The sequence below is a fragment of the Duganella hordei genome (genome assembly GCF_040369125.1).
In the GTDB taxonomy this organism is placed as follows: domain Bacteria; phylum Pseudomonadota; class Gammaproteobacteria; order Burkholderiales; family Burkholderiaceae_D; genus Rugamonas; species Rugamonas hordei.
Genome location: NZ_BPWI01000020.1, coordinates 19,214 through 45,224, shown reverse-complemented (window position 1 = coordinate 45,224; position 26,011 = coordinate 19,214). Strand labels below are relative to the sequence as shown.

Sequence of the window (26,011 nt, the reverse complement as noted above, 5' to 3'; positions counted from 1 at the left end):
AAACGAAAATAAGCGCGCTATGGCGGACGCCTCAAAATCATGCCACAAACGGAGCGATTTCATTGTCCCGTTTACAAGGCTATTTCCCCTTCTGTTCGCGGTTCTGCGCCGCCAGCGTCGACAACACCGCCGCCAGCACCGGCGCCGCATGCTCGCCGCCGGTCGCTTCCGAGTGGCTGACGAAGGCCGCCATCGCCAGCCTGTGCGTCTGGCCGGGCAGGCTGCCGGGTTCCAGCCAGCCGGTGAACCAGACGGTGGCCGTGTCCTCGCCGCTCGGTGCGGTGCCGGTCTTGCCGTACAGGCCGGGCCGCACGCCGGCAAGCGCGGCGCCGCCGAACGCGCCGGCGCCGGTACCGACATCGACCACGCCCTTCATGCCGGCCTTGATGCGGTCCAGCCGGATGCCGATCGGCTTCATCTCCGGCACCGTGCTGGCAGAGCGGCCCAGCGTCAGCAGCATGCGCGGCTGCACCACCTTGCCCTGCCCGACCGCGGCGGCGGCCAGCGCCATCTGCAGCGGCGTGGTCTGCATGCGCAGGCCGATCGACATTTGCCGCAGCTCATGGCGGGTGTGGATGGGATCGAGATGGGATGGCGTGGCTTGCAGCGCATCCCAGCTGCGCCAGGTGAAATCGGCCGGCAGCAGCCCCCCGTCGAGACGCAGCGCCTGCTCGAAGCCGAGACGGTGCGCGGCGGCGACGATGGGGCGTACCGAATCGAGGGCGTCGGCGTCGAGCGCCTGCAGGTCGGGTGCGCCGCCGTCGGCGCGGCCGAACAGGCTATGGTCGCTCAACTCGCCGGACCAGGCAAACCAGGTGTTGATGCTGTAGGTAAGGGCCTGCGCCAGGCCGAGGCGGCCATCCTGCGCGCGCCGGTCCACGCTCTGCTCGTGGTAGTTGGTGATGTGGGCCAGACGCGGATTGAGCGGATAGCTGGCGGCGTCCGTCTGGAAACCGAAGCCGCGCTGCTGCGCCAGGCGGTTGATGGCGGGCAGCGGCATGCCGCCCAACAGCGCATCGATTTGCGGATCGCTTTTCGCCGCCATTTCCAGTCCCAGCGCGCTGACCACCTTGAACGTGGAGCCGGGGCTTTGATGCGCGCCGCCGTCATGCTGCAGCGCCGGCAGGCGCAGCGGGCTGCGTGCGGGACTGGTGCGGTCGAAGTCGCGCACCTCGCTCCAGTTGGCGGTGTTGACTTCGCCCGCACCGGCGCCGGCGGCGGCCAGGATGTCGCCGGTCTCCGTGTCGAGGATGACCAGGCCGGCGTGGCGGCCTTCCGGCGCGGCATGGCCGCCACTGCAGTCCTTGCCGTTCCAGCGGCCGCGCCGCATGCCGATGCAGTCCAGTACCTGCTGGCTGAGCGCCTGCAACGGCAAGTCCAGCGTCAGGCGGGCGCCGACCGCGCTGGCGGATGCCTGCGAGGTTGTCGCGACCGAGACAGGCAGGCGCGCCAGCATGCCCGAGATGCTGTTGACATGATCGCTGCCGATGCCGAGCAGCGGCGCCAGCCCGGCATCGATCGCCGACAGTGTGGGTGCGCCGTCGGTCCACAACAGGTTGCCGTTGCGGTCCTCCAGCTGGACCGGCGATACGGCGGCCGGGCGTGGCAGGCCGGATGCGGCATCGCCGTTGGCCGGAGCCAGCGCCTGCCAGGCCAGCCGGCCGTTGACCACGCGCAGGTGGCGGTATTTCTGGTCTTCTGGCGTGGTGAAGTCCAGCGGCTGGACGTCGAGCTGCACGTTGCGGGCACCGGCTTGCAGTGTCAGTGCGATTTGCTGGACGTCGGCCGGCGTGGCGCAGGCGCGGCCGGTACAGGCCGGCGCCAATTGGGCGCTCGCGCCCTTGATGCCGCCGGTCAGGCGACCAGCCAGCATCAGCTGCAGCACTTCGCCGCCCGCAGCGGCACGCGGCAGCGCGAGACTCAGATGGACCAGCGGACGCGCGCCCTGCACTTCGCCGGCTTGCGGCCAGCGCGCAACGCGTGTCCACGGCTGCCAGCCTTGCGGCAGCGCGGCGAACAGGCGCGAGGCGGCGACCGGCATCTGGCTGGTGGTGGCGACCATGGCCGGCGCGCTGCCGGCGCTGCTGCCGCCCGTGCTGGCGCTCCAGTCCAGCGCCAGGCCCGCCGGGGCTTTCACGCGCCAGGCCAGCAGACGGCGTTCGCTGTTGTAGATATCGATTTGCTGGCGGACGTAGGCGCCGTCGGCTTGATAGTACAGGCGCTTGAAGAGTTTTTGCGTGGCGGCGCCGGGTTTGACCTGCTTCCAGTCGTCCAATTCGCCGACGCGGTCGGCGCTGCCGGCTGCCTGCCATTGCGGCAGATCGCGCGGCGCCACTTCGATGGCGCCGACAGCGGTCAGGCGCAGCAAGCCCTGGTCCTGCAGGTCGCCGAACAGCGACTGGTCTTCCAGCGCGGCTGGCGCGGCGGCAGGCACCTGGTAGGCGCCGGGGGCCAGGTAGGCACTCACCGCCCGGCCGCGCGCAGGAAAGGCGATCACCAGCGCGGGCAAGGGTTGCGAGTCGGCGGTGGCTGGCGCCTGGCGATACATCTGCACCAGCAACTCGCCGGCTTGCGGGCACATGACGTTGGCGCGGCGCTCGATGCGCAGCGCGGACGCGGTGCCCCATACCAGCCATCCCTGCTGGCGCAACGCCACCTGGCCGCTGGCGCCCTGCTCGACCTGACCGAAGCCCGCGTCGCTGATCCAGCGCACAGCCTGCGTGCCGTGCCAGCTCAGTTGCAGCGGCTCGCTGAGCGGATCGCTGAAGTCGGCGCGGGCGGTTCCTTCGATCTGCACTTCGGGCATGGCATCCGCGCCGGTGCCGCGATCGGCCACCAGCAGCACGTTGCGCAGCGATATCTGCACATTCGATTCCTGGTTGCGCTTGACCCAGCGCTGCACGTCGTCGAAGCGGTAGCCCAGCCGCAGCGGCAGCAACCGGGTGTCGGTCGGGCTGCGCATCTGGCTGCACAGGTCGACGCGCACCGGCGGCGCAGCCTGCATGCCGGCCGCCACCAGCAAGGCGCCGCCGGCGTGCGTGCTGGTGCTGACGCCGGGTTGCGACGGCACCGAGAACGCAATGCCCGGCAGGACGGACTGATAGGCGTTGGCCGCGCGCACGCTGTTGGCCGCTTGCGGCGTGTTGGCCGTTGCGGCGGCCAGGTGGCGGGCATGACCGGCGATCAGCGCGCCCCCGCCCGCCACCAGGCCGACGCCGGCGATGGCGATCCAGACGGCGCGATGACCGCTGCGCTCCGCGGCGCCTGCCGGGCCTCGCGACACGAGGCGCAACGCGGGGCGGCTGCGAGGATCGCTGGCGCCCCGGGCGCCGGCACGCAAATTGGCCTGGCGGCGGCGTGCGCGGCGGCGCTCGGCCCAGGCTTGCAGGATGGTTGTGATGAATCGCGGCATACGCCCCTCGCGCTGGTGGTCGGTGTCTGCCCATGCATAGCGGAGGGCCATGGAAAGCCGCGCTGTCCGGCCATTCCGTGGTCGAAAAACCATCCCTTTATCGCGCCAATTTGCATTTCGCGCCGCCAAAAGCGCGGCTCGTCGCAATCCCGTGGCGGCTAGACGGGCCTTTGCATAAAGTGAGCACATCGAAACACCACTCACCACCGAAAGGAAGCAAAATGAACGTCCTGAAAAACTTCGAAGCCCTGTTTGTCGTGACCCTGGGCCTGGCCTGCGCCGCCACCTACTCGCTGGACGACGCGGAAACGACGCAAGCGCCCGCGCAAGCCAGCTACACCGCGCCTGCCGCCGCACGCAACATGCAAGTAGTGGTCATCAGCGCCAAGCGCTTGACCGCCGAACAGAAAAAACAATCGTTGATCGAAGAAAGCAAAACCGCGCTGGCGGCAGACTCCACCGCAGCGAGCAAAATTTGAACGCCCGTAAGCACTTCGCCTGTACGCACAGCAGCCCTGCCGCGTAACAGGCGAAGCCGCTCATCTTCCGCCCCCCCGCACTCCCCCTCCTCGCCACCGGCTGTCCAGCCGCGCTACAATCCCAACTTGTCCGACTTTGTGCGCCAGCGCACACTGCATCCGCATGTTTGTGTCATATGTAAAAAGTTGCATCAGTCAGCGCAACGCCTTACGCCGCTTGCTATAGTTTATTCAAGCGTTGCAGGAAGACGCACACAAGGAGATAAATCATGATCAAGCGCTCGCACACTCTTTACGCCGCCGCCATGCTCGCCCTGAGCGCGGCAGCATTCGCTCCGGCCATCGCGTCAGCACAAGTCGGCGTCAGCGTGGTGATCGGAAATGCCCCGCCGCCTCCACGTTTTGAAAGCGTGCCGCCGCCACGGCGCGGCTATGTCTGGGCGCCGGGTTACTGGGACTGGCGCGACCACCGCCATGTATGGATAGGCGGCACCTGGGTCGTCGAACGTCCCGGCTACGTCTACACGGAACCGCGCTGGGTGCAGCGTGAGGGCCGCTGGTGGCATGAGGAAGCGCGCTGGGAGCGCGGCCCGAACGGCGACCGCGATCACGACGGCATTCCCAACAAATACGACCGCCACGACAACCGTGGCTACGGACGCGGTGACCGCGACCACGACGGTGTGCCGAACCGCTACGACCGTGACCGCGACGGCGACGGGGTGCCCAACAGATACGACCGCCGCCCCGACAATCCGCGCCGCGATTGAGCGGCCGCTCGATGAACGACGGCGATATCGGATTTGAAGTACTGGCCACGGCCGCCTACAAGGGCGAGCGCGTGGCCGCTCGCCGTTTGGCGGGCCGTTCGCAATTGCCGGAATCGGATGCGCTGCTGCAGGTGCTGACGCAGGCGGCCGGCGCGCAGGGACTGCCGCATTTGCTGGCCGAGCGTTCGGCCTTGCGTCAGCGCGACGAGCAGCGGCGCGTGGCGAGAATCGAAGAGAAGGCGCAACAACTAGCGTTGCGCAAGCAGCGCATGCAACCCGCCGCCGAATCCTGGCGGGGCTGGTTCGACGGCTCCGCGCATCCGAATCCGGGACAGATCGGCATCGGCGCACTGCTGTGCGGACCGGCCGGCGAACGCATCGAGATCAGCCGCCGCTCGGGCCATGGCAACAGCGGCGAAGCGGAATACATGGCGTTGACGGCTTTGCTGGAAGCGGCCGCGCAGGCAGGCGCGCAAGGATTGGTCGTCTATGGCGACAGCCAGGTGGTGGTCAACGACGTCAACCTGGGCACGCAGGCGATTGCCGCTGGTCGCGGCGCCAAGGGACTGGAAGCCCATCGCGCGCGGGTGGTGGAACTGATGGAGTCGATGGGCACCGTCAGCCTGCGCTGGGTGCCGCGCCACCGCAACGGTGACGCGGACCGCCTGTCGCAGCAGGCGATAGATCGGTCGGTGTGCGCCGACCGCTTAGGCGCGGCGAGCGATTTTTAGCGCCGGACGGGATGGCGCGACGCGCGCCGGGGCGTGAGTCCGGAACGGCATCGCCGCATTGCCGACCTTGAATACGCTGACCGCCTGCGCCAGCGCCGCGGCCTGCTGCTGCATCGACTCCGCGGCGGCGGCGGCCTGCTCGACCAATGCCGCGTTCTGCTGGGTCACAGCATCCATGGCGCCGATGGCTTGATACACCTCGTTGATGCCCGCGCTCTGCTCGTTGCTGGCGGCGGTGATCTCGGTAATCATGTCGCTGACGCGATGCACGCTGCTGACGATTTCGCCCATCGTCGTACCGGCGTCGGCCACCAGCTTGCTGCCCTGGTTGACCTTCTCCACCGAATCGCCGATCAGTTCCTTGATCTCTTTCGCCGCCGATGCCGAGCGCTGCGCCAGGTTGCGCACTTCCGATGCCACGACCGCGAAACCGCGCCCCTGTTCGCCGGCGCGTGCCGCTTCCACCGCCGCGTTCAGCGCCAGGATATTGGTCTGGAACGCGATACCGTCGATGACAGCGATGATGTCGACGATCTTGCGCGACGACTGGTTGATCGAATCCATGGTGTCGACCACCTGCGCCACCACTTCGCCACCCTTGACCGCGACCTGCGCTGCGGACGACGCCAGCTGGTTGGCCTGGCGCGCGTTGTCGGCGTTGTGCTTCACGGTCGACGTCAGTTCCTCCATCGACGACGCGGTTTCCTCCAGCGCGCCGGCCTGCTGCTCGGTGCGGCGCGACAGGTCCTGGTTGCCGGCGGCGATTTCGCTCGACGACGTGGTGATATGGTCGGTGCCGCTGCGCACCTCGTTGACGATGCCCAGCAGGCTGGCGTTCATGTCCTTCAACGCCGACAGCAGCTGGCCGGTTTCGTCGCGCGCGCTGTCGTCGATATGGCCGGTCAGGTCGCCGCCGGCGACGCGGCGCGCGGCCGTTACCGCCTGCCGCAGCGGACCGGTGATCCCGGTGGTCAGCAGCCACGAACTGACGGCGCCGAACGCCAGCACCAGCGCGGCCAGCACATACAGCAGCTTGCGGCTGCTGGCGGCGATGTCGTCGATATGGGCAGCGGTGGCGTCGATCTTTGCGCGCTGCATCTTGAGCAGGTCCATCATCAGCGCCTGGTAGCTGGCGGCGCCCGGACGGAACACGGTCTCGAAGATCTTGTCGGCCTGTTCCAGATCGCCGGCCGCCTTCAGCTTGGCCACCTGGTCGCGCGACGACAGGTACACCTTGCGCTGCTCGCCGATGCGCACGAACAGCGCCTTCTCGTCGGCGTCGACGATCAGTTCCTCGACTTTTTTCTGCAGCTCGGAAGAGATGGCGGAGGAAGCCTTGGATTCGTCGGCGAAAAATGCGCCCAGCGCAGGATCGCTGCTGCGGGCGATGGCCGTGGTGCGGCGGATGCCGCTATCGACCTTGCCATACCAGTCGGAGATCATGCGCTCCTTGGCCAGCGGCACCTGCATCATGTCGCGCGTGGCCGCGGCCACGCCCTGCAGCCGCCACACGCTGATACCGGTGATCAGCATGGCGAAGGCCAGGATAATGGTAAAGCCCAACGTCAGGCGCTTGCCGATACTGATATTCTCCAGCATCGTCATCGGTCAGGCCGCCAGCGCGGTGTTTTCGATCAGGCCCATGTCGGCGCTGGACATCAGCTTGTCGATATCGACCAGGATCAGCATGCGTTCGTCCAGGGTGCCCAGGCCGACGATATGGTCGGTGTTCAGCGCCGAACCGATTTCCGGCGCAGGCTTGATTTGCTCGGGCATCAGCGTGGTGACGTCGGAGACGCGGTCAACCACCATGCCGACCACGCGGTGGCCGATATTGAGGATGATGACCACGGTGAACTGGTCGTACGACGGCGTGCCGAGGTTGAACTTGATGCGCATGTCGACGATCGGCACGATGATGCCGCGCAGGTTGACCACGCCCTTGACGAAGGCCGGCGCATTGGCGATGCGGGTCGGTGTTTCGTAGCTGCGGATTTCGCTGACTTTCTGGATATCGATGCCGTATTCTTCCTGGCCCAGGGTGAAGGCCAGATACTCGCTGGCCGGGGAATTTGCGTGCAGTTCGCTGACGTTGCTGGACATGGGTTTTCCTTCATTGCTAAAGTGACTATGAGCAATGTTACCGCAAGTCAAGATCAAACGCACCAAATAAATACGTACAAGCAACAAATAGAGTTATTGCAATTTCCAGATTGGCTTTTCGACAATGATGGAGGAGGACACGGCGACCGGACGCGAAGGAACCGGAGTGGGAGCCGGACCGGCCACGGCCGCGCGCGGCGTGGCGATGGGCCGGACATCGCGTTTGCCGGCGGCTATGGCGACGATCGCACCGGCGCCGATGCCCGCACCGGCGGGACGGATGGCGGCCCGGCCGTCCTCCCCTTTGGCCTGCAGGTACGGCGCGTGGGTCGGCGTATCGTCGAGCGCGAGCGCGCCGGAGCAGGATAAGCCGAACAGCATCGTTGCGAGCACCGGGGCAATTCGCATGGCAGGCCTTTATTGTTAAAAGTCATTGTATTTTGCACAATCCCACTATACTTGTCCAGCAAACAATTTTTACCCCTCATTAAGTTCGGCTGCACAAGGGAGTCGACAGGCTGTATCATCTGGACAGACAGTCGAAACACGACGGGAGACCGATGAATAGCTTGCTGAACAGCTGGCACCCGCGCCTGGTTGCCTTGGCCAGCGCAGCCTCCGGACTTGACGGGGCGCACGACACCAACCACCTGCACCGCGTCTGGCGCAACGCCACCTTGCTGCTGGACGACTATCCCGAGGCGGACGCGCTGATCGTGCTGGCCGGCTGCTACCTGCACGACCTGGTCAACCTGCCGAAGAACGATCCCGAGCGCCACCTGGCCTCGCGCAAGGCGGCGCTGCTGGCCAGCCGCCAGCTGGCCGGACTCGATTTCCCGCCGAACAAGCTGGCCGCCGTCGCCCACGCGATCGAAAGCCACAGTTTTTCCGCCGGCATCCGTCCCGAAACCATCGAAGCGAAGATCGTGCAGGACGCCGACCGCCTCGACGCACTGGGCGCGGTCGGCCTGGCGCGGCTGTTTTACACGGCCGGCCGCATGGGCACCGCGCTGGCGCACGCCGACGATCCGATGGCGCTGCACCGCGATCTCGACGAGAAGGCCTATGCGCTCGACCACATCGACACCAAGCTGGCCACCCTGCCCGGCAAGATGCAAACGGCGGCCGGACGCCGCCTGGCGCAGAACCGCCTCAATGAATTGACCGCCTTCCGCGACAGCTTCATCGCCGAATGGGCCGCCAGCCCGGCGGCGCCCTGACACTTTACAAATCCCTCATGACCACACCAGATTCCGCTGCTCCGGCCGCGCCGGAGGCCGCCACCGCCGCCGCCGCTCCCGGCAACCTCAATTTCATCCTGATCTGCGTTTTCATCGACATGCTCGGCATCGGCCTGATCGTGCCGGTGCTACCGGTGCTGGTCGGCGAATTCACCGGCTCGCGCGACAACCAGGCCTACTGGTTCGGCATCATGAGCGCCGTGTTCGGCCTGATGCAGTTCATCTTCATGCCGATGCTGGGCGCGATCAGCGACCGCATCGGCCGCCGCCCGGTGCTGCTGTATTCGATGGCCGGCATGTGCATCAACTTCCTGTCGACCGCGTGGGCGCCCAACCTGGCCTGCCTGTTCATCGGCCGCGTGGTCGGCGGCATGTCGTCGGCCAGCATGTCGGTGGCGTCGGCCTACGCGTCCGACATCTCGACGCCGGACAACCGCGCCAAGAGCTTCGGCAAGGTCGGCGCGGCCTTCGGCCTGGGCTTCATCTGCGGCCCGATGCTGGGCGGCCTGCTGGGCAGCGTCAACCTTCACCTGCCGTTCTACGTGGCGGGCGCGCTGTCGGCGGCCAATTTCGTCTACGGCTATTTCGTGGTGCCGGAATCGCTGCCGCAATCGCGCCGCTCGCCGTTCAGCCTGGGCAAGATCAATCCGCTGGCCGCGCTGTTCCGGCTGGCGCGCCGCACCGACATCCGCGGCCTGGTGGTCACCTTCGCGCTGGTCACCTGCGCGCAGATGATGCTGCAAACCACCTGGGTGCTGTACACCACCTTCCGCTTCGAATGGACGCCGGGCCAGAACGGCGCCGCGCTGTTCTGCGTCGGCCTGACGGCGGCCGTGGTGCAGGCGGGCCTGCTTGGCTTGCTGATCAAGCGCTTCGGCGAAGTGCGCCTGTCGCTGCTGGGGCTGTGCTCCGGCGGCCTGACCTATCTGTTCTACGGCCTGGCCACGCACGGCTGGATAATGTATGTGCTGATCCTGTGTAACGTGCTGTCGTTCGCGGTCGGCCCGGCGCTGCAGGGCATCATCTCCAAGGCGACGCCGCCCAACGAACAGGGCGAGTTGATGGGATCGCTGCAATCGATCAGCAGCCTGGGCGTGATCTTCATGCCGCTGATCGGCACCGCCATCCTCGGCAAGGTCAGCCACCTGCCGGCCGGCGACTGGCGCATCGGCAGCACCTTCTTCGTCTGCGCGGCGATGCAGGCGCTGGCGATCCTGGTGGCGCGGCGCTACTTCGGCGCCCATCACATGCGGGCGTCCAAGCCATGAACGGCCGCGGTAGCGAATTGGCGGCGGCGATCGCGCTGACGCTGGCTGCCTGCGTCCTGCCGCGCGCCGCCAGCGCCGGCGGCCACCACTGCACCCGCGAGATCGCGGTGCCGGTGTCGGCCAGCGGCGCCAGCGTCATCACCGACGGGCCGCAAGTCGGCGGCATCTACCCGGACCTGCTGCGTGCCCTGAGCGCGAAAAACGGCTGCTCCTTCAACTTCAGCGTGGTGCCGCGCGCGCGCCAGGTGGCGATGTACAAGGCGGGCCAGGCCGATATCCTGGTGCCCGCCTCGCGCACGGCATCGCGCGACCAATACGGCACCTTTATTCCGATGATCAACCACCGCGCGATGCTGATCTCGATGGCCGGCAACCGCGCGCCCATCACCAGCGCGCAGAACCTGCTGGAGCGGCGCGAGTTGCGGGTGGCGGTGGTGCGCGGTTTCGACTACGGCGAGGCCTACTCTGCGCTGATGGCCGAACTGACGCGGCAAAACCGGCTGTTCGTCGAAGTCGACGTGGTGGCGGTGGCGCGCCTGCTGAACGCCGGCTCGGCCGACGTCACCATCATGGGGCCGACGCTGATGGCCGCCGCGATCCGCCGCGATCCGCGCGTCCACGGCATGCAGGAGAAGTTGCGCTTCGAGGCGATCCCCGAACTGCCCTGGAGCGCGAGCGGCGCCTACGTGTCGCACGCGCTCAAGCCGGAGGACCAGCAAACGCTGACCGAAATGCTGGAGAAGGTCGGCAAGTCCAACCAGGTGATGGAAGGCTATCTGCGTTACTTCCGCGCGGACATGCTCAGCGACAGCGTGCGTCCGCGCCCAGCGAACTGACCAAACGGTTTATTTCGTTTCCACCACCGGAAGTTCCAGCGCGCTGCTCTCCGCTCCGGCGTGGTACACGCGCAGCGTGGCCTTCTGGTAGTCCGACGGCTTGGCGTAGAAGATGTTCTGCACGTAGGTCTGCGGATTGCGGTCGTACAGCGGGAACCAGCTGGACTGGATCTGCACCATCACCCGGTGGCCGGGCAGGAACACGTGATTGGCGTTCGGCAGCGCGAAACGGTACTTCTCGACCGCGTTCGGCGTGATTGGCGCCGGATGCTCGAAGCTGTTGCGGTAGCGGCCACGGAAGATGTCCATCGCGATGCCCAGCTGGTAGCCGCCCAGTTCCGGCTGCGACGGCACCTCGTCCGGATAGACGTCGATCAGCTTGACCACCCAGTCGGTGTCGGTGCCGGTGGTCGAGGCATACAGGTTGACCATCGCCGCGCCGGCTATCTGCAGCCTGGCCTTCAGCGGCTCGGTCACGTAACTGAGCACGTCGGGGCGGTCCGACACGCCGCGCTGGTCGCTGACCAGCCACGGGCGCCAGACATTGGCGTCGTTCATATGGATGGGACGCGGCACGAACGGCACCGGCTTGGCCGGGTCGGACACGTATTCGTCGTAGGCGGCGCCGGCCTTGGGCGCCTCGAAGTCCAATTTGAAATCAGGCTTCAGGTAGATCGGCTTGAGCGGCGCCGGGCAGCCTTCGGCGCAGGCCAGCGGCCAGCGCTGCAGGCGCTGCCAGCGATTGACGCCGGTCTGGTAGAACAGCACGGGCGGCGTGTCGGCCACCGGCGCGCCGTCCTTCAGGTATTGATCGAGGAAAGGCTGCATCACGTCGCGGCGGAATTCCAGCGCGGTGTCGCCGGTGAACTTGAACACGCCCAGGCCGGAGCCTTCGGCATTGACGCCGCTGTGGCGCCACGGGCCGACCACCAGGAAGTTCTTGTTGTTGGCGGTGTCCTGCGGTTCGACGGCGGCGTAGGTGGCGTAGGCGCCGTAGATGTCTTCCTGGTCCCAGTAGCCGACCACGGTCATGGTCGGCACCTTCAGCTGGCGCTTGGCGAGGATCTTGTCCAGCGCCTGGTGCTGCCAGTAGCTGTCGTAGGCCGGGTGCTCGAATATCTTGCGCGTGAAGTTCAGCTGATCGAGGCCGAACTGCCTGGCGTAGTCGGCGGTGGAACCGCCGCGCAGCACGCCGTCGTAGTCGTCGTAGACGCCGGTCGACATCGGCTTGCCGCTGCCCTTGGCCGTGGTCTGGCCGGAGATATATGACAGGTTGGGCAGGCGGAAGGCGCCGTTGTGGAACCAGTCGTCGCCGCGCCAGCCGTCGACCATGGGGCTCATCGGCACCGCGACCTTCAGCGCCGGGTGCGGATCGACCAGCGCCATCAGCACGGTGAAGCCGTCGTAGGACGAACCGATCATGCCGACCTTGCCGTTGCTCTCGGGCGTGTTCTTGACCAGCCAGTCGATGGTGTCCCAGGCGTCTGTGGAGTGGTCGGTGCGGGTGTCGTTGAGCGGCCCCTTGAGGGGACGGGTCATCACGTAGTCGCCTTCGGAGCCGTATTTTCCGCGCACGTCCTGGATGACGCGGATGTAGCCCGCCTCCGCCATCACGTCGTCGCCCTGGCCGACGGTGGCCAGCATGCTCGGGCTGTTGTTGCGCGTGACGCGGCCGCTGGCGTTGTAGGGTGTGCGGCTCAGGACCATGGGGGCGTGCTGGGCGCCCTTGGGGATGACGAGGACGGTGTGCAGCTTGACGCCGTCGCGCATCGGTATCATGACTTCGCGCTTGATGTAGTCGGCGTTGGGGATCTGGGGCTCGAACTTGGCGGGGATGTCGGGCGCCATCGGAGGCGTTTGCGCCGAGGCGGCGGTGGCTATCAATGTGGCCAACAAGGCAACTGCAGGTACGCGCATAACCGCTCCAGAAAGGGATCACCCAGAAAGGAGCATACTAACCGAATGTTGGGTTTAATGCATGAGCTTGAAAAGGACAGCCGTGACGCCGGTCTGCACGAGCATCACACCGACCACCCACTGTATCAATTCTGACTTGAGTTGCGCCAGGCGCATGTCGAGATAGTTTTTTGTCACCAGATGGCTTTCGATGAGCTGGAACATCGCCGACGCCAGCGCCTTGGCCTGTTTCTCGGGCATGCCGCCTTCAATCAGCGTATCCATAAACGTCACCGCGTCGAAAACATCGCTCATTTTAGCCCACGTTTGCTTAGACCGCCGAATCACCAATCCAGTTCCGAAACCGCCGCGCCGCCTTGCGGGCGCTCAGCACCTTGACAGACCGTCCCTGAACTGCAACCATACGTTTTTCGCTGCTTTTGCACCACCTACGCCGCCCTCGTCTGGTGGCGTTTTTATATTCGTCGCGCCGGACCGGGGCAACGTAAAGGAACCCTGATGAGCATGACCGAACAGTCCGAAGTAATCTCCACCGCCCCCGCCTCGCCGAAGGGACCGACCGTCATCCTGACCGGCGACCGCCCCACCGGCCCGCTGCACCTTGGCCACTTCGTCGGCAGCCTGCGCAACCGCGTCGCCTACCAGCACGAATACAAGCAGTTCATCATGCTGGCCGACGCCCAGGCGCTGACCGACAATATGGACGATACCGACAAGGTGCGCCGCAACGTGGTCGAAGTGGCGCTGGACTACCTGGCCGTCGGCATCGACCCGGCCAAGTCGACCATCCTGATCCAGTCGCAGATCCCGGAGCTGGCGGAGCTGACCTTCTATTACCTGAACCTGGTCACCGTGGCCCGCCTCGAGCGCAACCCGACCGTCAAGACCGAGATCGCGCTGCGCGGCTTCGAGCGCGACATCCCGGCGGGCTTCCTGACCTACCCTGCCTCGCAGGCGGCCGACATCTCGGCATTCAAGGCGTCCATCGTGCCGGTCGGCGACGACCAGATCCCGATGATCGAGCAGACCAACGAAATCGTGCGCCGCTTCAACCGCATCGCCAACAAGGAAGTGCTGGTCGAGTGCAAGGCGCTGGTGCCGGAAATCGGCCGCCTGCCAGGCACCGACGGCAAGGCCAAGATGAGCAAATCGCTGGGCAACACGATCAACCTGGGCGCCACCGCGGCCGAAATCACCGCCGCCGTCAAAAAGGTGTATACCGATCCGCTGCACCTGCGCGTGGAAGACCCGGGCCACCTGGAAGGCAACGTCGCCTTCATCTACCTGGACGCCTTCGATCCTGAACAAGACAAGCTGGCGGAAATGAAGGCGCATTACGTGCGCGGCGGCCTGGGCGACTCCATCGTCAAGAAGCGCCTGGAACTGGTGCTGCAGGAGATGCTGGCGCCGATCCGCGCGCGCCGCGAGGAACTGGCGCAGGACAAGGGCTACATCATGCAGATGCTGAAAGAAGGCACGATGCACGCGCGCGAAGTGGCTGCGCGGACGGCCGACGAAGTCAAGGCCGCCCTCGGCCTGAGCTACTTCTGAACCCGGTGACGCCGGACGCCCTGCCGCAGCTGGCGCCGTGGCTTGCGGCGGTCTACGGCGTCGCCAGCATCATCTGCTTTATCGCCTACGCGGTCGACAAGTCAGCCGCCATCCACAAGCGCCAGCGCACGCCCGAGCGCACCTTGCTGCTGCTTGGCCTGGCCTGCGGCTGGCCCGGCGGCTGGCTGGCGCAACGGTGGCTGCGGCACAAGACCGTCAAGCCGTCGTTCCGGATCGCCTACTGGGCCAGCGTAGTGGTGAACATCGCCGCCGTCGCCGGCCTGCTGTGGCTACGCACTCTCGACTAAGGATTTCCATCATGTGGCATGGCGTGTTATGCGGTTTGCTGGCGGGCGCCATGTGGGGCATGGTGTTCATCGTGCCCGAGCTGCTGACGGCGTTCACGCCGCTGGAGATGGCCTGCGGCCGCTACATCGCCTACGGCCTGATCGCCGGCGGCCTGATGGCGCCGCGCCTGCCCGCGCTGCTGCGCCGCCTCGACCGGGGCGACGTGATCGCGATGATCAAGCATGCGCTGGCCGGGAACATCGTCTATTACATGCTGCTCGCGCTGGGCGTGAAGTTTGCCGGCGTGGCGGCGACCTCGCTGATCATCGGCGTGCTGCCGATCTCCGTCACGCTGATGGGCCAGAAGGACCACGGCTCGGTGCCGCTCAAGCAGCTGATGCTGCCGCTGCTGCTGGTGGCGGCGGGCATCGCCTGCATCAACATCGACGTGTTCACCCACGACACCGGCAACGCCGCGCCGCTGTTCGACAAGATCGTCGGCGTGCTGTGCGCCGTCGGCGCGCTGCTGTGCTGGACCTGGTATTCGGTCGACAACGCGCGCTACCTGAAGCGCAATCCCCATTTCAGCAGCGGCGAGTGGTCGGCCTTGTACGGCGTGTCGAGCGGCTTGATCGCGCTGGCCATCGCGCTGGCCGCGCTGGCGCTGTTCCATGCCGACGTGACCGGCGTCGGCGCCGTGGCCAGCGGGCGTGACTGGACGCTGTTCTGGAGCGTCAACGCACTGCTGGCACTGGGCGCCTCGGTGATCGGCAATCACCTGTGGAACGTCGCCAGCCGCAAGGTGCCGCTGACCTTGTCCGGCCAGCTGATCCTGTTCGAGACGCTGTTCGCGCTGTTGTACGGCTTTATCTACAAGCAGCAGCTGCCGCGCGGGCTGGAGGTGGCGGCCATGGTGCTGCTGGCCGCGGGCGTGATGTGGTCATTGCGCGTGCATGCGCTGGACGAAAACAGCGAGCCCCACGCCGGCTAGTCCGGCTTGATGCGCTCGGCCACCAATGCGGCCATGGCGCCGTCCTTCAAGCCTTCGACAACGCCGCGCTGGTCTTCCGCGCCGCGGTTCTGGCTGACCTTCCATTTGCCCACCAGGCTATCGATCGGGATTTCGATGCCGACGATGCCCTTCATGGTCGCGGCCAGGAAGTCGGCCGGCGCGTCGGCCGGCGCCCAGGGCTGCGGCATGCGGCCTTCCTGTGAGGCGGTCAGGTCGTCCAGCTGGCGGCGCAGCCACAGCGGATCGTCGACAGTGCGGCCGACGCCGCGCGCCTGCACCATCGCGTAGTTCCAGGTCGGGACCACTTTGTGCGTGGTGCGCTTGGTTTCGTACCAGGTCGGGCTGATGTAGGCCTCCGGCCCCTGGAACACGACCAGGCATTGCGGGGAAGCTTCCAGCTTGCGCCACAAGGGATTGGCGCGGGCCACGTGGGCGCGCAACAAACCCAGGCCATTCGGTCCTTCATCGGCGTACAGCATGAACGGAATCAGGTCGGCGGTGACGCCGTCGGCGCCGGCCAGGATCAAGGTGGCCAGCGGCCGGGCGCGCATCAGGCCATGGCGGACTTCAAGGCGGTCTTCGGCAAAGGCGGCGGGCAAGTACATGGCGGTTCAATCCAGCAGGCCGTTTTCGCTCAGCACGTCCTGGATCAGCTCCAGCCGCAGCACGGGATTCTCCTGCAGCAGCAGGCGCTGTTTCTCTTCCAGGTCCAGCCGCAGCAGCTCGCACCAGCGGTTCGCCACCCAGCCGGCTTCGTCCAGCCGGTACGGCGGCGCCAGCGGCATGTTGGCGGTGGAGATCTGCTTCTTCTGCAGCGACCGTATCAGCGCGCCCAGCGCGTTGGCGACATCCTGCTGCTCGCTCGGCACGGGCACCACCATGTCTTCGGCCACCTCGTCGACTTCCGCCATCCACAGGCCGTGCTTGAGCTGCTCGGCCGATTTGATCTGGAAGCGCGTGGTGCCGACGCAGGAGATTTGCAGCAGGCCGGGTAGCGGCGCGGTCCAGTCCAGGATGCGCGCCATGGTGCCGGCGCCCGACAGGGTTTCCTGCTTGTCCGGCACGCGGGTTTCGCTGCCTTCGAGCAGCGGCACCACGCCGAATTCCTCGCCGCGCGCGATGCAGCGCTTGATCAGGTCGAGGTAGCGTACTTCGAACACTTGCAATGGCAAATGCCCGTCCGGGAACAGGATGGTATTGAGCGGAAAGAGCGGAATCGATGACATTCCGCTATCATCGCATGAAATTGCCGAGATCGGATTAGACGGCGGCCACTATCCTTGCCGCAAACCTAGGGACGGCGATAAATCACGCCTGCTTTCATCACAAAAGCAACGCTGCGCAGCGCCGCGATATCCTGCGTGGGATCGCCCTGCACCGCCACCATGTCGGCCAGGTAGCCGTCGCGGATCTGGCCCAGCGATGCGGCCTTGTCGAGCACGGCCGCGTTGACCACTGTGGCGGCCTTCAGCGCCTCCACCGGCGTCATGCCCAGCCTGACCATCCACTCCAGTTCGCGCTCGTTGCTTCCATGCGCAAACACGCCGACGTCGCTGCCGTTACCGATCGTCACGCCCAGCTTGCGCGCCAGCTGGAAGGCGCGCGCCGCAGCCTGCATCGACGGCGTCGGCGGACCGCCGCGCTGGTACTTCTGGAAGTATTCGCTGGTCGCTTCCGGCGCCGTCAGCGTCGGGAAATACGCGACGTGGCGCTCGGCCATCAGGCGGAAGGTGGCCTCGCTGCCACCGTAGCCATGCTCGATGCTGTCGACCCCGGCCAAGGTGGCGCGACGCATGCCCTCGTCGGTGCTCGCATGCGCGGAAACCTTGCGGCCCGATTCGTGGGCAGCGGCCACCAGCGCATTCAATTCGGCCTGCGAGAAGGTCGCGTGGGCGCTGCCGTCGGCGCCGCTGCGGTAGTCGGCGTAGACCTTGATCCAGTCGGCGCCGCGGGCGCCCTGCTCGCGCACCGCGCGGGTCACCTCGTCGACGCCGCTGGCTTCCTGCGCTCCTTTCGGCAAATCGACATCGGCGCGGTAGCCGCGCGGCGACGGGCCGTAGCTGCCGGTGGCGACGATGGCGCGCGTGGCGATGAATAAACGCGGACCGGGAATAATGCCGTCTTCAATCGCCTTTTTAATCGCGACATCCGCATACAGCGCGCCTTCCGTGCCCAAATCGCGCAGCGTGGTAAATCCGGCCTGTAATGTGGCGGCCGCATGGCGCCCGGCCAGCAAGGTCCGGTATTCCACCGATTCCTTTAACACCTGGTCGTCCCACGAGGTCTCGTTATACGGATGCAGCAGCACGTGGGAGTGCAAATCCATTAATCCGGGGATCAGCGTGGTGCCCGGCAGGCCGATACGCTCGGCGCCGGCCGGGATATTCATTTTATCGGCGGGCCCGACCGCCGCGATCTTGCCGCCCGCGATAAGCACGGCCCAATTCGCATGCGGCTGGCCGTCGCCGGTCCATACGCGGTCCGGACTTAATAATATGTCAGCAGCGCGCGCGGCAGGCGCAAACGCGGAGAATACGGAGACGAAAGCGGAGAATAAGACTGCGGCGCGGCTACTCATCATGGATGGCGTCCGAAAAAAGAAAAGCCGGGGCCGGGTTTAATCGATATAAACCCTGGCGCCCCGGCTTTGCGGAGAAATTACTTAATCAGATACTGCGCTTTGTCCTTGCCTTCCAGCCATTTTGGCGCGCGGCCACGGCCGGTCCAGGTCTGGCCGGTGGCATCGTCACGGTACTTGGTCGGCACCGGCGCACGGGTCTTAACGGGCTTGACCTTGGCCACGCCGCCCAGGTCCGCCACGGTCAGGCCGTATTCACGCATGATGGCGGTAACCTTTTCCTTGGCCTGTGCGATTTCATTTTTTCGCGCGCTCTCGGCCAGATTTTCCAGCTCGGCGATCTTGGCTTTGTATTCCTGGTAAGTCGTCATCTTATTTCCTTCGTATCGGCGGGTTAGATTAAATAAAAACCACTTGTGACAATGTGTGAGAATTTATATCCGCAATTTACCATAACTTTACGAAAATTCTCCAGAGATAGTCGTGATAAATACCAATATAGCTAGAAAAATGAATATTTTCCACAACTGTCGTTCAATCGGAACGCAGTTCAGGCGGTTTTACGACGGCGCCGCATTATCCAGGTCGATAGTCCGGTAATAAAGAATAACGCCGGCAGCAAACCGGCGCCAACCATTACCGCGCGGCCGGTCGCGGCGCCGAATTGGCCCGAATGCAGCGGGAATAAGGCGGCTAGGAAGCGGTCGCCGGCCGGGCCGGCCAAAGGATTAACTGTTTCAATTACCGCGCCGCTGCGGATATCAATCAGCAGGCGCAGCGTGCCGGTGCGCTGCCAGTCGTCGGCGCGGCGCAAACGCACCTGGTACAGGCCGCGGTCGGGCAAGCGATTCAGCGCCAGCAGGATCGCGCCATCGCTCAGGTGCTGCTCGGCGATGGCCTTGGCGTCGTTCCACGAAATGCCTGCTTCGCCTTTGGCCAGCGCCGGCAAGGCGATGGCGCGGTGCTCGGCGCTGACCGGCGCCACCTGGCCGACCAGCGCGCGCGCCAGTTCCGGCAGGCCGTTGTAGAAACCGGTCACCGCCATCACCAGCATCAGCACGATCGCCAGCAGCCCGGCCGAGCGGTGCAGGTCGAAATTGGCGCGGTAGGCGTTCTGACGCCAGCGTACGTTCAGCGCCCGCTTCCAGCCCTGGGCCGGCGTCGGCCATGCCAGCAGCAGGCCGGCCGCCAGCAGCGCGACCCAGGCCAGTGCCAGCCAGCCGAGCGCGGCGCGGCCGGGCTTGCCCTGCAGCAGATTGGCGTGCCAGCGCTGCAGGCTGGGCATCAGGCGCGGCGCGTCGAGGCCGAACTCCTCGCGGCTGCGGCTGCCCAGCACGGCGCCGCTGCAGGAATCGAGCATCGCCTCGGCATCGCCGACGCCGGGCGCCTTGAAATACAGGCCGTAGCTGGCGCCGGGGTGGGATGGCAGGTAGACCGAGCCGACCTTGGCTTGGGGCCATTGCCGCTGCAGGCTGGCGACCGCGCCGGCCACATCCAGCGGCGCCGCGCATGGCGCGCGGTTGTGGAACAGCTGCGGATTGAGGCGCTCGTCGAGTTCATGGTTGAACACCAGCAGGCTGCCGCTCAGGCCGGCCAGCACCAGCAGCAATCCCAGGGTCAGGCCCAGCCAGCGGTGCAACCATTGCACGGTCGGGCGGATGACACGGCGCAGGCTGCGGCGTGGGCGATGAGTGAAGGTGCGCGTAATTCTCACCGCAGATCAACCGCAGAGCGCCTGCGGCTGCGGGCCTTCGTGCACCACCTTGCGGATCAGGTTGGCCAGGCGGCAGGTCGCCGGGCCGGCCACCTCGGGATTGGCCACCACCAGCGACAGCGACAGCTTGCGGCGCTGGCCGACCCGCAGCGGCAGCGGCTTCAGCAAGCCCTGCTCCAGCTGGCTGCGGATCTTGTGCTCGGCCAGCCAGCCGAAGCCGATGCCGTTGCAGATCATTTCCATCCGCGTGTGCGGACTGGTGACGCTCCAGCGCTGGTTGCTGTTGAGCCAGCCGTGGTCGCGCGGATTCAGGGTGCCGGAGTCGCGCACGACGATGTGCAGGTTGCGGCTCAGGTCGTCCACCTCCAGCTCGCGCCCCAGCGCATGCAGCGGGTGGCAAGGATGGGCCACGGCGATGAATTCGATATCCATCAGCGCATCGCCGAGGAAGCCCGATGGAATGCGGCTGGCGATGGCGATGTCGACGCGTTTTTCAATCAGCGCGTCCTCGGAGCCGGACAGCACCGTCTCCTCCAGGTTGACGCGCGTATGCTTGGCCCACGGCTCGAACTCGCGCAGCACCTGCACCAGCAGCTCGACCGGGAACAGGCTGTCGACGGCGATGCTGACCTGGGGCTCCCAGCCCTCGGCCAGGCTGCCGGCCAGTTGCTCCAATTGGAAGGCGTCGCCCAGCAGCTCACGCGCCTTGTTCAGCAAGGCTTCGCCGTTCCTGGTCAGGCGCGCGCGGCGGCCGTCGATTTCCAGCAGCTCGACGCCCAGCTGCTCCTGCAGCTTGGCCACCATGTAGCTGACCGACGACTGGCTGCGGTGCAGCGCCTCGGCCGCCTGCGCGTAGCCGCCGCATTCCACGATCGCCTGCAACACCTGCCACTGCTCCAGCGTACTGCGCGGTATCTTCACTTGGATTCCATGACGAAGGTGCCGTCCCAGTCGTCCGGCGGCGGGTTGTCGGCCATGTGGGCGCAACGGTCGATGTAGAGAATGGCGACCTGGTCGTTCGGATTCAGCGCCAGCACTTCCTCGAACAGCTTGCTGGCGGCCGCCCAGTTGCGCCTGCGGTAGCTCTGCAGGCCGTTGCGGAACAAGCCCATGGCGTCGATCAGCTGCGGATAGCTTTCCTCGCTGTGGTAATCCATCACCTCGTAGATCGACACCGGCTGCGTCTTGCCCTTGACCACCACGATGTCCACCTCGCGCATGCGGTAGGTGCCGCGCAGCGCACGGTAGGTGAATTCGCTGATCAGGATGTGCGCGCCGTACTGCTTGCAGGCCGATTCCAGCCGCGCCGCCAGGTTCACGCCGTCGCCGATGATGGTGTAGTCCATGCGCTTCTTGGAGCCGATATTGCCGGACACCACCTGGTCGGAATTCAGGCCGATGCCGATCTCCACCGGCAGCTTGCCCTCGCGCACGCGCACCTGGTTCCAGGCGCGCAGCTCGGTCATCATCGCGATGGCGCTGCGCACGGCGCGGTCGGCGTCGTCGTCGTGGCCGACCGGGATGCCGAAGGCGGCCATGATGGCGTCTCCGATGAACTTGTCGAGCATGCCCTCTTCGCGCTGGATGCAATCGACCATCATCGTGAAGTATTCGTTCAGCAGGGTCACCGTGCCCTGCGCGCCGAGCTGCTCGGTGATGGTGGTGAAGCTGCGGATGTCCGAGAACAGCACCGTGGCCAGCACGTTTTTACCGCCCAGCATTTCGGCGCCGTTGGCCACCATCTGGTCGGCGATGCCGGGATCCATGTAGCGCGACATGGTCGAGCGCAGCCGCTTCTCGCTGGAGATGTCTTCGATCATCAGCATCCAGCCGATGCGTTTCTTCTCCATCGACAGCAGCGGCTGCACGCTGAAGTTGACCGACAGCGTCTCGCCCTCGACCGCCAGTTCGGCGTCCATCAGGTGCTCGGCCGACTGGTTTTCCTCGACATGGTGCAGCTTGTCCATCACCCAGGTGTTGGCCGCGCCAAAGAAATCTGCGGCGCTCTTGCCGACGATGCTGCCGCTGTCGGTGCGCAGGATGCGCAGGCCGGCGGCGTTGCAGGTGACGATTTTTTCCTGGCTGTCGAGGGTGATCACACCGTTCGACATCGACTCCAGCATCGCTTCGTTGTAGTTCTTGATCTGCTGGACGTCGGCAAACAGCTTGGCGTTTTCCAGCGCGATCGAGATTTGCGCGGTGAACGCGCGCAGCCGCGATTCGTCTTCATGGGTGAACGGCCCGCCGCGCTTGTTGAGCACCTGCGTCACGCCGATGATCTTGCCGGCCTTGTTGACGATCGGCACGCACAGGATGGAGCGCGTGAAATAGCCGGTGCGCTTGTCGAACGCCGGGTTGAAGCGCAGGTCGGCGTAGGCGTAAGGGATGTTGATGGTCTTGCCGGAGGTGAAGACGGCGCCGGCGATACCGGCCGTGTTCGGCAGGCGGATCTGCAGCGACTCCAGGCCCTGCCCCACCTCGGACCACAGCTCGCCGGTTTTCTCGTCGTTCAGGAACAGGGTCGAACGCTCGGCGTTGAGCAGGCGCGTGGCTTCGCCCATCACCTTTTGCAGCAGCGAGCCGAGCTTGATGTCGGCCGTGACCTCGGACACCACGTCGATGAACTCCATCTCCTGGCGCCGGATCTTCTTCATGCTCTCCAGGAAGCGCGCGCTTTGCAGCGCCAGCGTGCCCTGGGTGGTCAGCGCCTCCAGCAACTGCAGGTCGGCGCGGGTGAACTTGCCGCGCCGCTTGTTCAGCGTTTGCGACACGCCGATGATCTCGCCCTTGAAAGTCTTGATCGGCACGCACAGGATGTTGCGGGTGACGAAGCCGGTCTGCTCGTCGATCGAGCGGTTGAAGCGGGCGTCGGCGTAGGCGTCGGCGATCATCACCGCTTCGCCCGTGGTGAACACGTGGCCGGCGATACCGGTATGGTTGAGGAAGCGGATTTCGCGCTGGATATTGCCCTGGGCGACGCGCGAGAACAGCTCGCCGGTTTCGGCGTCGTTGAGGAACAAGGTGCCGCGCTCGGCGTCCAGCTCTTCGGTGGTGACTTCGACCAGCGCGGTCAGGATTTCGTCCAGCGTGTCGTAGGCGGCCATGCGGCGCGACACTTCAAGCAGCAGCTCGACCTGACGCAAACGCTTGCGTTGCGCGCCGGCGACGGCCTGGGCCGAGGCGGCGTCGCTGCCGTTGGCGGCGGTCTTGGCCGCGGCGCGGATGGCGACCGGCTTCGCCGCTTTTTCGCCCACGCTGCGGATGGTCGGCTTGGCACTCATACGCGAGCCTCCAGCTCGTCGCGCAGCGCGCGTATGGTCTCGTGCAACTGGGCGATCTCGGCGTGATGGGCGGTATGGGCCTGCTGTAGCGCGTCGATTTTTTCCTGCGTCAGTTTTTCCAGGCTGGTGCGCAAGGCGGAAACGGTGTCGCGCAACTGGGTGATCTCGCCCTGGGCGGCGGCGGTGGCGGCCTTGACCGCCAGTTCGCGCTCGGCCTGCGCCTGCTCCAGCGTGGTCCGCAACGAGGTCACGGTGGCCTTGACCTGCTGCGATTCGCTGTGCGCCGACGACAGCGCATCCTGCACCTCGCGCTGGCGTTCCTGGTGCGCCGCCTCCAGTTCGGAGCGCAGCACGACCACGGTGCGCTGCAAATCGCGCACCTCGGCCAGCGCCAGACGCAGACTGTCGTCGTCGACCTGGATGATCTCGGTAACTTTAGGCTTTTTCAGGATAGTCCCACGGCAAATAAGTTCACCGCCGCATCATACCATCCTCAGAATCGCTTCTCTACCGTTACCCGCAGCTGGGTTTCGCCGCTGGCGACCGACATCCGGTTCTGCGTGCCGTTGGCGTCGCTGTACAGGCTTTCGGTGGTGTAGTCCTGGGCCAGCAGGTTGGACACCGCCACGCGCAAGTTGTTTTGCGGATCGAGCTTCCACAGCGCATACACGTCCAGGTCGCGCCGCACCGACGAATAGCCGCCCTGGCTGCCGCTCAGGCGGGCCAGGCCGCCGTTGCGGAAGCTGAAATTGCTACCGGTGCTGAGCACGCCGCTCGGGCTCTTGTAGTCCACGCCCAGGGTGGCGCTGATCGGCGTTTGCTGGTCGAGGCGGTTGTCCGGACCGGGCACGCTTTCCACGCGCGACCAGTTGCGGCTGACGCTGGCGCGCAGGTCCAGCGCCGGCGCCGTGTCCAGCAGCGCGCGCATCGGGAACTTGGCTTCCAGTTCGATGCCGCGGGTTTCGGCGCGGCCGTCGTTGATCGAGGTCGAGACCCAGCGCTGGTCTTCATACAGCAAGCCCTGGTGGGTGTAGTTTTCGATGCGGCGCACCGAGGCGCTGGCGCTCAGCAGGCCGCCCTCGCCCCAGTAATGCTCGATCGACGCATCCAGGCCCAGCGCCAGCTCCGGCTTCAGGTTCGGATTGCCGCGACGGTCGGGCTCGGTCGGGCTGTTGTTGGTCGAGGTGAACTTGCGCGGTATCAGCGCGGCGGTCGACGGCGCCTTGTAGGTGCGCGTCAGGGCCAGGCGCACCTGGTCCTTCTTGTTCGGCAGCTTGATCAAGGTCTGCATCAGCGGGCTGAGCACGCTGGAGCGCTGGCTCACCGCGTCGAAGTTGTTGCCATCGCTGCGGGTGTCCAGGCCTTCCCAGCGCAGGCCGGTATAGACCGACCACAGCGGCGTGACATTCCATTCATCCTGGCCGAACAGCGCCAGCCGCGTGACCTTGGCGCCGAAGCCCTCGTCGGTGTTGACCGGCGAACTGCCCGGCAGCGGCGCTTCGCGCTGGTTGCGGACGTCGTCGCGCTGGGTGACGCCGGCATCCCAGCCCAGCGCCAGCGCGTGCTCGGTCGGCGCCTCGCCCTGCCCGTCCGCCGGCGCGGAGCCGAAGGTCAGCGGCGTCGAATATTTGCCCTGCGTGCTGAAGCCGGTCTCCTTGCTTTCCGACACGACGGTGCGCGCCAGCGTCGCCGGCAGGCCGTTGTTGCCGCCAAGCTGGAAGGAATCTGCGGTGTTGCGGTTTTCGCTGACGGCCGCCTTCAGATCCAGCTTGGCGCCCTCGGCCAGCTTGTGCACCCAGTTCAGGTCGGTGCGGCCGAAACCGTTATGGTTGCTGAAGGTGCTGTCGACGCGGTCGTAGTCCGGCGGCGCGCCGAGGTCGGTGGTGATGCGGCGGTGGCTGTTGCCGGCGAACTGGTTCAGGTTGAAGAACGATTGCGAGGTCAGCGTATCGCCGCCGTCCAGCGTCCAGTTGATGCGCGGCGACAGGTTGAAGCCGTCCGAGCGGCCCTGGTCGCGCGAGGTGGCCGAGCGGTCCAGGTTGGGGATGCCGGCGGCGTCGGTGCCGGTGTCGAACGACGGCGTCATGCGGTTGTACATATAGCGCCAGGCGTTGCCGCCGAAGGAATACGACATCCGGCCGTCCTTGTCCGACATCTGCAGGCTGACGGACGGCGAGCTGAACTTGCTGCCCTTGCCCTCGCTGAACTTGACCTCGTGCTGGGCCGCCTTGAGCGCCTTCTTCAGCACGATATTGATGGTGCCCGCGATCGACTGCGTGCTGAACTCGGCGCTGGCGGCGCGCAGGATCTCGATGCGTTCGATGACGTCCGGCGCCAGGCTGTCGATGGCGAAGCCGGCCGGCGCGCGTTCGCCGTTGATCAGGATCTGGGTGTAGCCGCTGCCGAGGCCGCGCATGCGGATCTCGCCGCCGCCGCGGCCGGCGGCGCCGCCGACGGTGATGCCGGGCAGGCGCTTGAGCACGTCGTTGACCGAGGTGTCGCCGTATTTCTGGATTTCCTCGCTGCCGACGACGGTCTTGCTAGCGGTATCATCGCGGCGCGCGTCATAGCTGGCTGCGGCGCCCTTGATCTCCACCTTTTGCATGACGGGTGGCGCGGCCTCCTTGGCTGCCTGAGCCTCGTCGGCATGCGCGGCGGCGGAGAAACAGATGGAAAAAACGGCGGCGGCGATCGGCGTCAGGCGTGGTGGCTTCATGGCTCAGTACAAAAGGGGGTAAGTTGTCAGACAAGTGGGGGAGTTTGCATTATGCCTTGGTTTATTAAAATGTTCAGAAAAAAACAAGTTCGGCGCGCTGTTTAGCCCGATTTC

General features: G+C 65.9%; 24 protein-coding genes. 9 read left to right on the top strand and 15 right to left on the bottom strand.

What is annotated here, in order from left to right:
- Positions 1-79: 79 nt before the first annotated feature.
- Positions 80-3,412 (bottom strand): penicillin-binding transpeptidase domain-containing protein, encoded by a 3,333-nt coding sequence (locus ABWW33_RS28865; RefSeq protein WP_353404855.1) that lies wholly within the window; start codon positions 3,410-3,412, stop codon positions 80-82.
- A 221-nt stretch (positions 3,413-3,633) separates the two neighbouring features.
- Here ABWW33_RS28865 and ABWW33_RS28860 point away from each other — a divergent pair, with 221 nt between their 5' ends.
- The 3 genes from ABWW33_RS28860 to ABWW33_RS28850 all read left to right on the top strand — a co-directional run bounded on the left by ABWW33_RS28860 (position 3,634) and on the right by ABWW33_RS28850 (position 5,392).
- On the top strand, positions 3,634-3,891 hold the full coding sequence (locus ABWW33_RS28860; protein ID WP_353404854.1) for a hypothetical protein: 258 nt from the start codon (positions 3,634-3,636) through the stop codon (positions 3,889-3,891).
- A gap of 269 nt (positions 3,892-4,160) precedes the next feature.
- A complete protein-coding gene (locus ABWW33_RS28855) occupies positions 4,161-4,661 on the top strand; it encodes a YXWGXW repeat-containing protein (RefSeq protein ID WP_176650185.1) in 501 nt (166 codons plus the stop codon).
- An 11-nt stretch (positions 4,662-4,672) separates the two neighbouring features.
- A complete protein-coding gene (locus ABWW33_RS28850) occupies positions 4,673-5,392 on the top strand; it encodes a ribonuclease HI family protein (RefSeq protein WP_353404852.1) in 720 nt (239 codons plus the stop codon).
- Here the strand turns inward: ABWW33_RS28850 and ABWW33_RS28845 are convergent.
- From ABWW33_RS28845 to ABWW33_RS28835, 3 genes are all read right to left on the bottom strand, one after another.
- Positions 5,369-6,997, bottom strand: coding sequence for a methyl-accepting chemotaxis protein (locus ABWW33_RS28845; protein ID WP_353404850.1), 1,629 nt, complete (start codon positions 6,995-6,997; stop codon positions 5,369-5,371). The two genes, ABWW33_RS28850 and ABWW33_RS28845, sit on opposite strands and share 24 nt — an antisense overlap.
- A gap of 3 nt (positions 6,998-7,000) precedes the next feature.
- A complete protein-coding gene (locus ABWW33_RS28840) occupies positions 7,001-7,495 on the bottom strand; it encodes a chemotaxis protein CheW (protein ID WP_176650182.1) in 495 nt (164 codons plus the stop codon).
- Positions 7,496-7,588: 93 nt separating this feature from the next.
- A complete protein-coding gene (locus tag ABWW33_RS28835; protein WP_353404849.1) occupies positions 7,589-7,903 on the bottom strand; it encodes a hypothetical protein in 315 nt (104 codons plus the stop codon).
- A 152-nt stretch (positions 7,904-8,055) separates the two neighbouring features.
- On the opposite strand from ABWW33_RS28835, the gene ABWW33_RS28830 reads away from it, so the two are divergent.
- From ABWW33_RS28830 to ABWW33_RS28820, 3 genes are read left to right on the top strand one after another with little or no spacing between them, the layout of a single operon-like run.
- Complete coding sequence (locus ABWW33_RS28830; protein ID WP_176650180.1) at positions 8,056-8,715, top strand: HD domain-containing protein; 660 nt, start codon at positions 8,056-8,058, stop codon at positions 8,713-8,715.
- Positions 8,716-8,732: 17 nt separating this feature from the next.
- Positions 8,733-10,004 (top strand): TCR/Tet family MFS transporter, encoded by a 1,272-nt coding sequence (locus ABWW33_RS28825; RefSeq protein ID WP_353404848.1) that lies wholly within the window; start codon positions 8,733-8,735, stop codon positions 10,002-10,004.
- Positions 10,001-10,840 (top strand): substrate-binding periplasmic protein, encoded by an 840-nt coding sequence (locus tag ABWW33_RS28820; RefSeq protein ID WP_176650178.1) that lies wholly within the window; start codon positions 10,001-10,003, stop codon positions 10,838-10,840. Before ABWW33_RS28825 ends, ABWW33_RS28820 begins: the two co-directional genes overlap by 4 nt.
- 9 nt (positions 10,841-10,849) lie before the next feature.
- On the opposite strand, the gene ABWW33_RS28815 is transcribed toward ABWW33_RS28820, so the two are convergent.
- Together ABWW33_RS28815 and ABWW33_RS28810 are read right to left on the bottom strand one after the other, a co-directional pair.
- Positions 10,850-12,757 carry a CocE/NonD family hydrolase gene (locus ABWW33_RS28815; RefSeq protein ID WP_353404847.1) on the bottom strand — a complete coding sequence of 636 codons (1,908 nt, stop codon included), beginning with the start codon at positions 12,755-12,757 and terminating at the stop codon, positions 10,850-10,852.
- 54 nt (positions 12,758-12,811) lie between these two features.
- Complete coding sequence (locus ABWW33_RS28810; protein WP_353404846.1) at positions 12,812-13,051, bottom strand: hypothetical protein; 240 nt, start codon at positions 13,049-13,051, stop codon at positions 12,812-12,814.
- 204 nt (positions 13,052-13,255) lie between these two features.
- Between ABWW33_RS28810 and trpS the strand changes: the two genes are divergently transcribed.
- The 3 genes from trpS to ABWW33_RS28795 are packed head-to-tail and all read left to right on the top strand — an operon-like array spanning position 13,256 to position 15,587.
- Positions 13,256-14,308: a tryptophan--tRNA ligase gene (trpS, locus tag ABWW33_RS28805; protein ID WP_176650175.1), complete on the top strand. Its 1,053-nt coding sequence runs from the start codon at positions 13,256-13,258 to the stop codon at positions 14,306-14,308.
- 5 nt (positions 14,309-14,313) lie between these two features.
- Complete coding sequence (locus ABWW33_RS28800) at positions 14,314-14,616, top strand: DUF1294 domain-containing protein (RefSeq protein ID WP_353404845.1); 303 nt, start codon at positions 14,314-14,316, stop codon at positions 14,614-14,616.
- Between the two features lie 11 nt (positions 14,617-14,627).
- Positions 14,628-15,587 (top strand): DMT family transporter, encoded by a 960-nt coding sequence (locus ABWW33_RS28795; RefSeq protein ID WP_353404844.1) that lies wholly within the window; start codon positions 14,628-14,630, stop codon positions 15,585-15,587.
- Here ABWW33_RS28795 and ABWW33_RS28790 read toward each other — a convergent pair.
- The 9 genes from ABWW33_RS28790 to ABWW33_RS28750 form a co-directional block, all read right to left on the bottom strand.
- Positions 15,584-16,213, bottom strand: a complete 630-nt coding sequence (locus ABWW33_RS28790; protein WP_353404843.1) for an FMN-binding negative transcriptional regulator — start codon at positions 16,211-16,213, stop codon at positions 15,584-15,586. The genes ABWW33_RS28795 and ABWW33_RS28790 overlap by 4 nt on opposite strands.
- 6 nt (positions 16,214-16,219) lie before the next feature.
- Entirely contained in the window at positions 16,220-16,834 is a 615-nt protein-coding gene (locus ABWW33_RS28785) for an LON peptidase substrate-binding domain-containing protein (protein ID WP_176650171.1), read from the bottom strand.
- 65 nt (positions 16,835-16,899) lie between these two features.
- Complete coding sequence (locus tag ABWW33_RS28780; protein ID WP_353404842.1) at positions 16,900-18,045, bottom strand: metal-dependent hydrolase family protein; 1,146 nt, start codon at positions 18,043-18,045, stop codon at positions 16,900-16,902.
- A gap of 221 nt (positions 18,046-18,266) precedes the next feature.
- A complete protein-coding gene (locus tag ABWW33_RS28775; protein WP_176650170.1) occupies positions 18,267-18,557 on the bottom strand; it encodes an H-NS histone family protein in 291 nt (96 codons plus the stop codon).
- 179 nt (positions 18,558-18,736) lie between these two features.
- Positions 18,737-19,900, bottom strand: coding sequence for a PepSY-associated TM helix domain-containing protein (locus tag ABWW33_RS28770; RefSeq protein ID WP_353404841.1), 1,164 nt, complete (start codon positions 19,898-19,900; stop codon positions 18,737-18,739).
- 6 nt (positions 19,901-19,906) lie between these two features.
- Positions 19,907-20,821, bottom strand: a complete 915-nt coding sequence (locus tag ABWW33_RS28765; protein ID WP_176650168.1) for a LysR family transcriptional regulator — start codon at positions 20,819-20,821, stop codon at positions 19,907-19,909.
- The gene (locus ABWW33_RS28760) at positions 20,818-23,181 is read right to left on the bottom strand and encodes a GAF domain-containing protein (protein WP_353404840.1); all 2,364 of its coding nucleotides are present in this window, start codon (positions 23,179-23,181) and stop codon (positions 20,818-20,820) included. Before ABWW33_RS28760 ends, ABWW33_RS28765 begins: the two co-directional genes overlap by 4 nt.
- A complete protein-coding gene (locus ABWW33_RS28755) occupies positions 23,178-23,561 on the bottom strand; it encodes a hypothetical protein (protein WP_353404839.1) in 384 nt (127 codons plus the stop codon). Before ABWW33_RS28755 ends, ABWW33_RS28760 begins: the two co-directional genes overlap by 4 nt.
- A gap of 113 nt (positions 23,562-23,674) precedes the next feature.
- Positions 23,675-25,897, bottom strand: coding sequence for a TonB-dependent receptor plug domain-containing protein (locus ABWW33_RS28750; protein WP_353404838.1), 2,223 nt, complete (start codon positions 25,895-25,897; stop codon positions 23,675-23,677).
- Between the last annotated feature and the right edge of the window lie 114 nt (positions 25,898-26,011).

Coding starts and splice junctions, on each gene's coding strand:
- ABWW33_RS28865 (WP_353404855.1), bottom strand. CDS start 3,412: ATGCCGCGATTCATCACAACCATCCTGCAAGCCTGGGCCGAGCGCCGC.
- ABWW33_RS28760 (WP_353404840.1), bottom strand. CDS start 23,181: ATGAGTGCCAAGCCGACCATCCGCAGCGTGGGCGAAAAAGCGGCGAAG.
- ABWW33_RS28775 (WP_176650170.1), bottom strand. CDS start 18,557: ATGACGACTTACCAGGAATACAAAGCCAAGATCGCCGAGCTGGAAAAT.
- ABWW33_RS28830 (WP_176650180.1), top strand. CDS start 8,056: ATGAATAGCTTGCTGAACAGCTGGCACCCGCGCCTGGTTGCCTTGGCC.
- ABWW33_RS28835 (WP_353404849.1), bottom strand. CDS start 7,903: ATGCGAATTGCCCCGGTGCTCGCAACGATGCTGTTCGGCTTATCCTGC.
- ABWW33_RS28795 (WP_353404844.1), top strand. CDS start 14,628: ATGTGGCATGGCGTGTTATGCGGTTTGCTGGCGGGCGCCATGTGGGGC.
- ABWW33_RS28845 (WP_353404850.1), bottom strand. CDS start 6,997: ATGACGATGCTGGAGAATATCAGTATCGGCAAGCGCCTGACGTTGGGC.
- trpS (WP_176650175.1), top strand. CDS start 13,256: ATGAGCATGACCGAACAGTCCGAAGTAATCTCCACCGCCCCCGCCTCG.
- ABWW33_RS28815 (WP_353404847.1), bottom strand. CDS start 12,757: ATGCGCGTACCTGCAGTTGCCTTGTTGGCCACATTGATAGCCACCGCC.
- ABWW33_RS28820 (WP_176650178.1), top strand. CDS start 10,001: ATGAACGGCCGCGGTAGCGAATTGGCGGCGGCGATCGCGCTGACGCTG.
- ABWW33_RS28825 (WP_353404848.1), top strand. CDS start 8,733: ATGACCACACCAGATTCCGCTGCTCCGGCCGCGCCGGAGGCCGCCACC.
- ABWW33_RS28840 (WP_176650182.1), bottom strand. CDS start 7,495: ATGTCCAGCAACGTCAGCGAACTGCACGCAAATTCCCCGGCCAGCGAG.
- ABWW33_RS28860 (WP_353404854.1), top strand. CDS start 3,634: ATGAACGTCCTGAAAAACTTCGAAGCCCTGTTTGTCGTGACCCTGGGC.
- ABWW33_RS28785 (WP_176650171.1), bottom strand. CDS start 16,834: ATGTCATCGATTCCGCTCTTTCCGCTCAATACCATCCTGTTCCCGGAC.
- ABWW33_RS28850 (WP_353404852.1), top strand. CDS start 4,673: ATGAACGACGGCGATATCGGATTTGAAGTACTGGCCACGGCCGCCTAC.
- ABWW33_RS28810 (WP_353404846.1), bottom strand. CDS start 13,051: ATGAGCGATGTTTTCGACGCGGTGACGTTTATGGATACGCTGATTGAA.
- ABWW33_RS28855 (WP_176650185.1), top strand. CDS start 4,161: ATGATCAAGCGCTCGCACACTCTTTACGCCGCCGCCATGCTCGCCCTG.
- ABWW33_RS28750 (WP_353404838.1), bottom strand. CDS start 25,897: ATGAAGCCACCACGCCTGACGCCGATCGCCGCCGCCGTTTTTTCCATC.
- ABWW33_RS28790 (WP_353404843.1), bottom strand. CDS start 16,213: ATGTACTTGCCCGCCGCCTTTGCCGAAGACCGCCTTGAAGTCCGCCAT.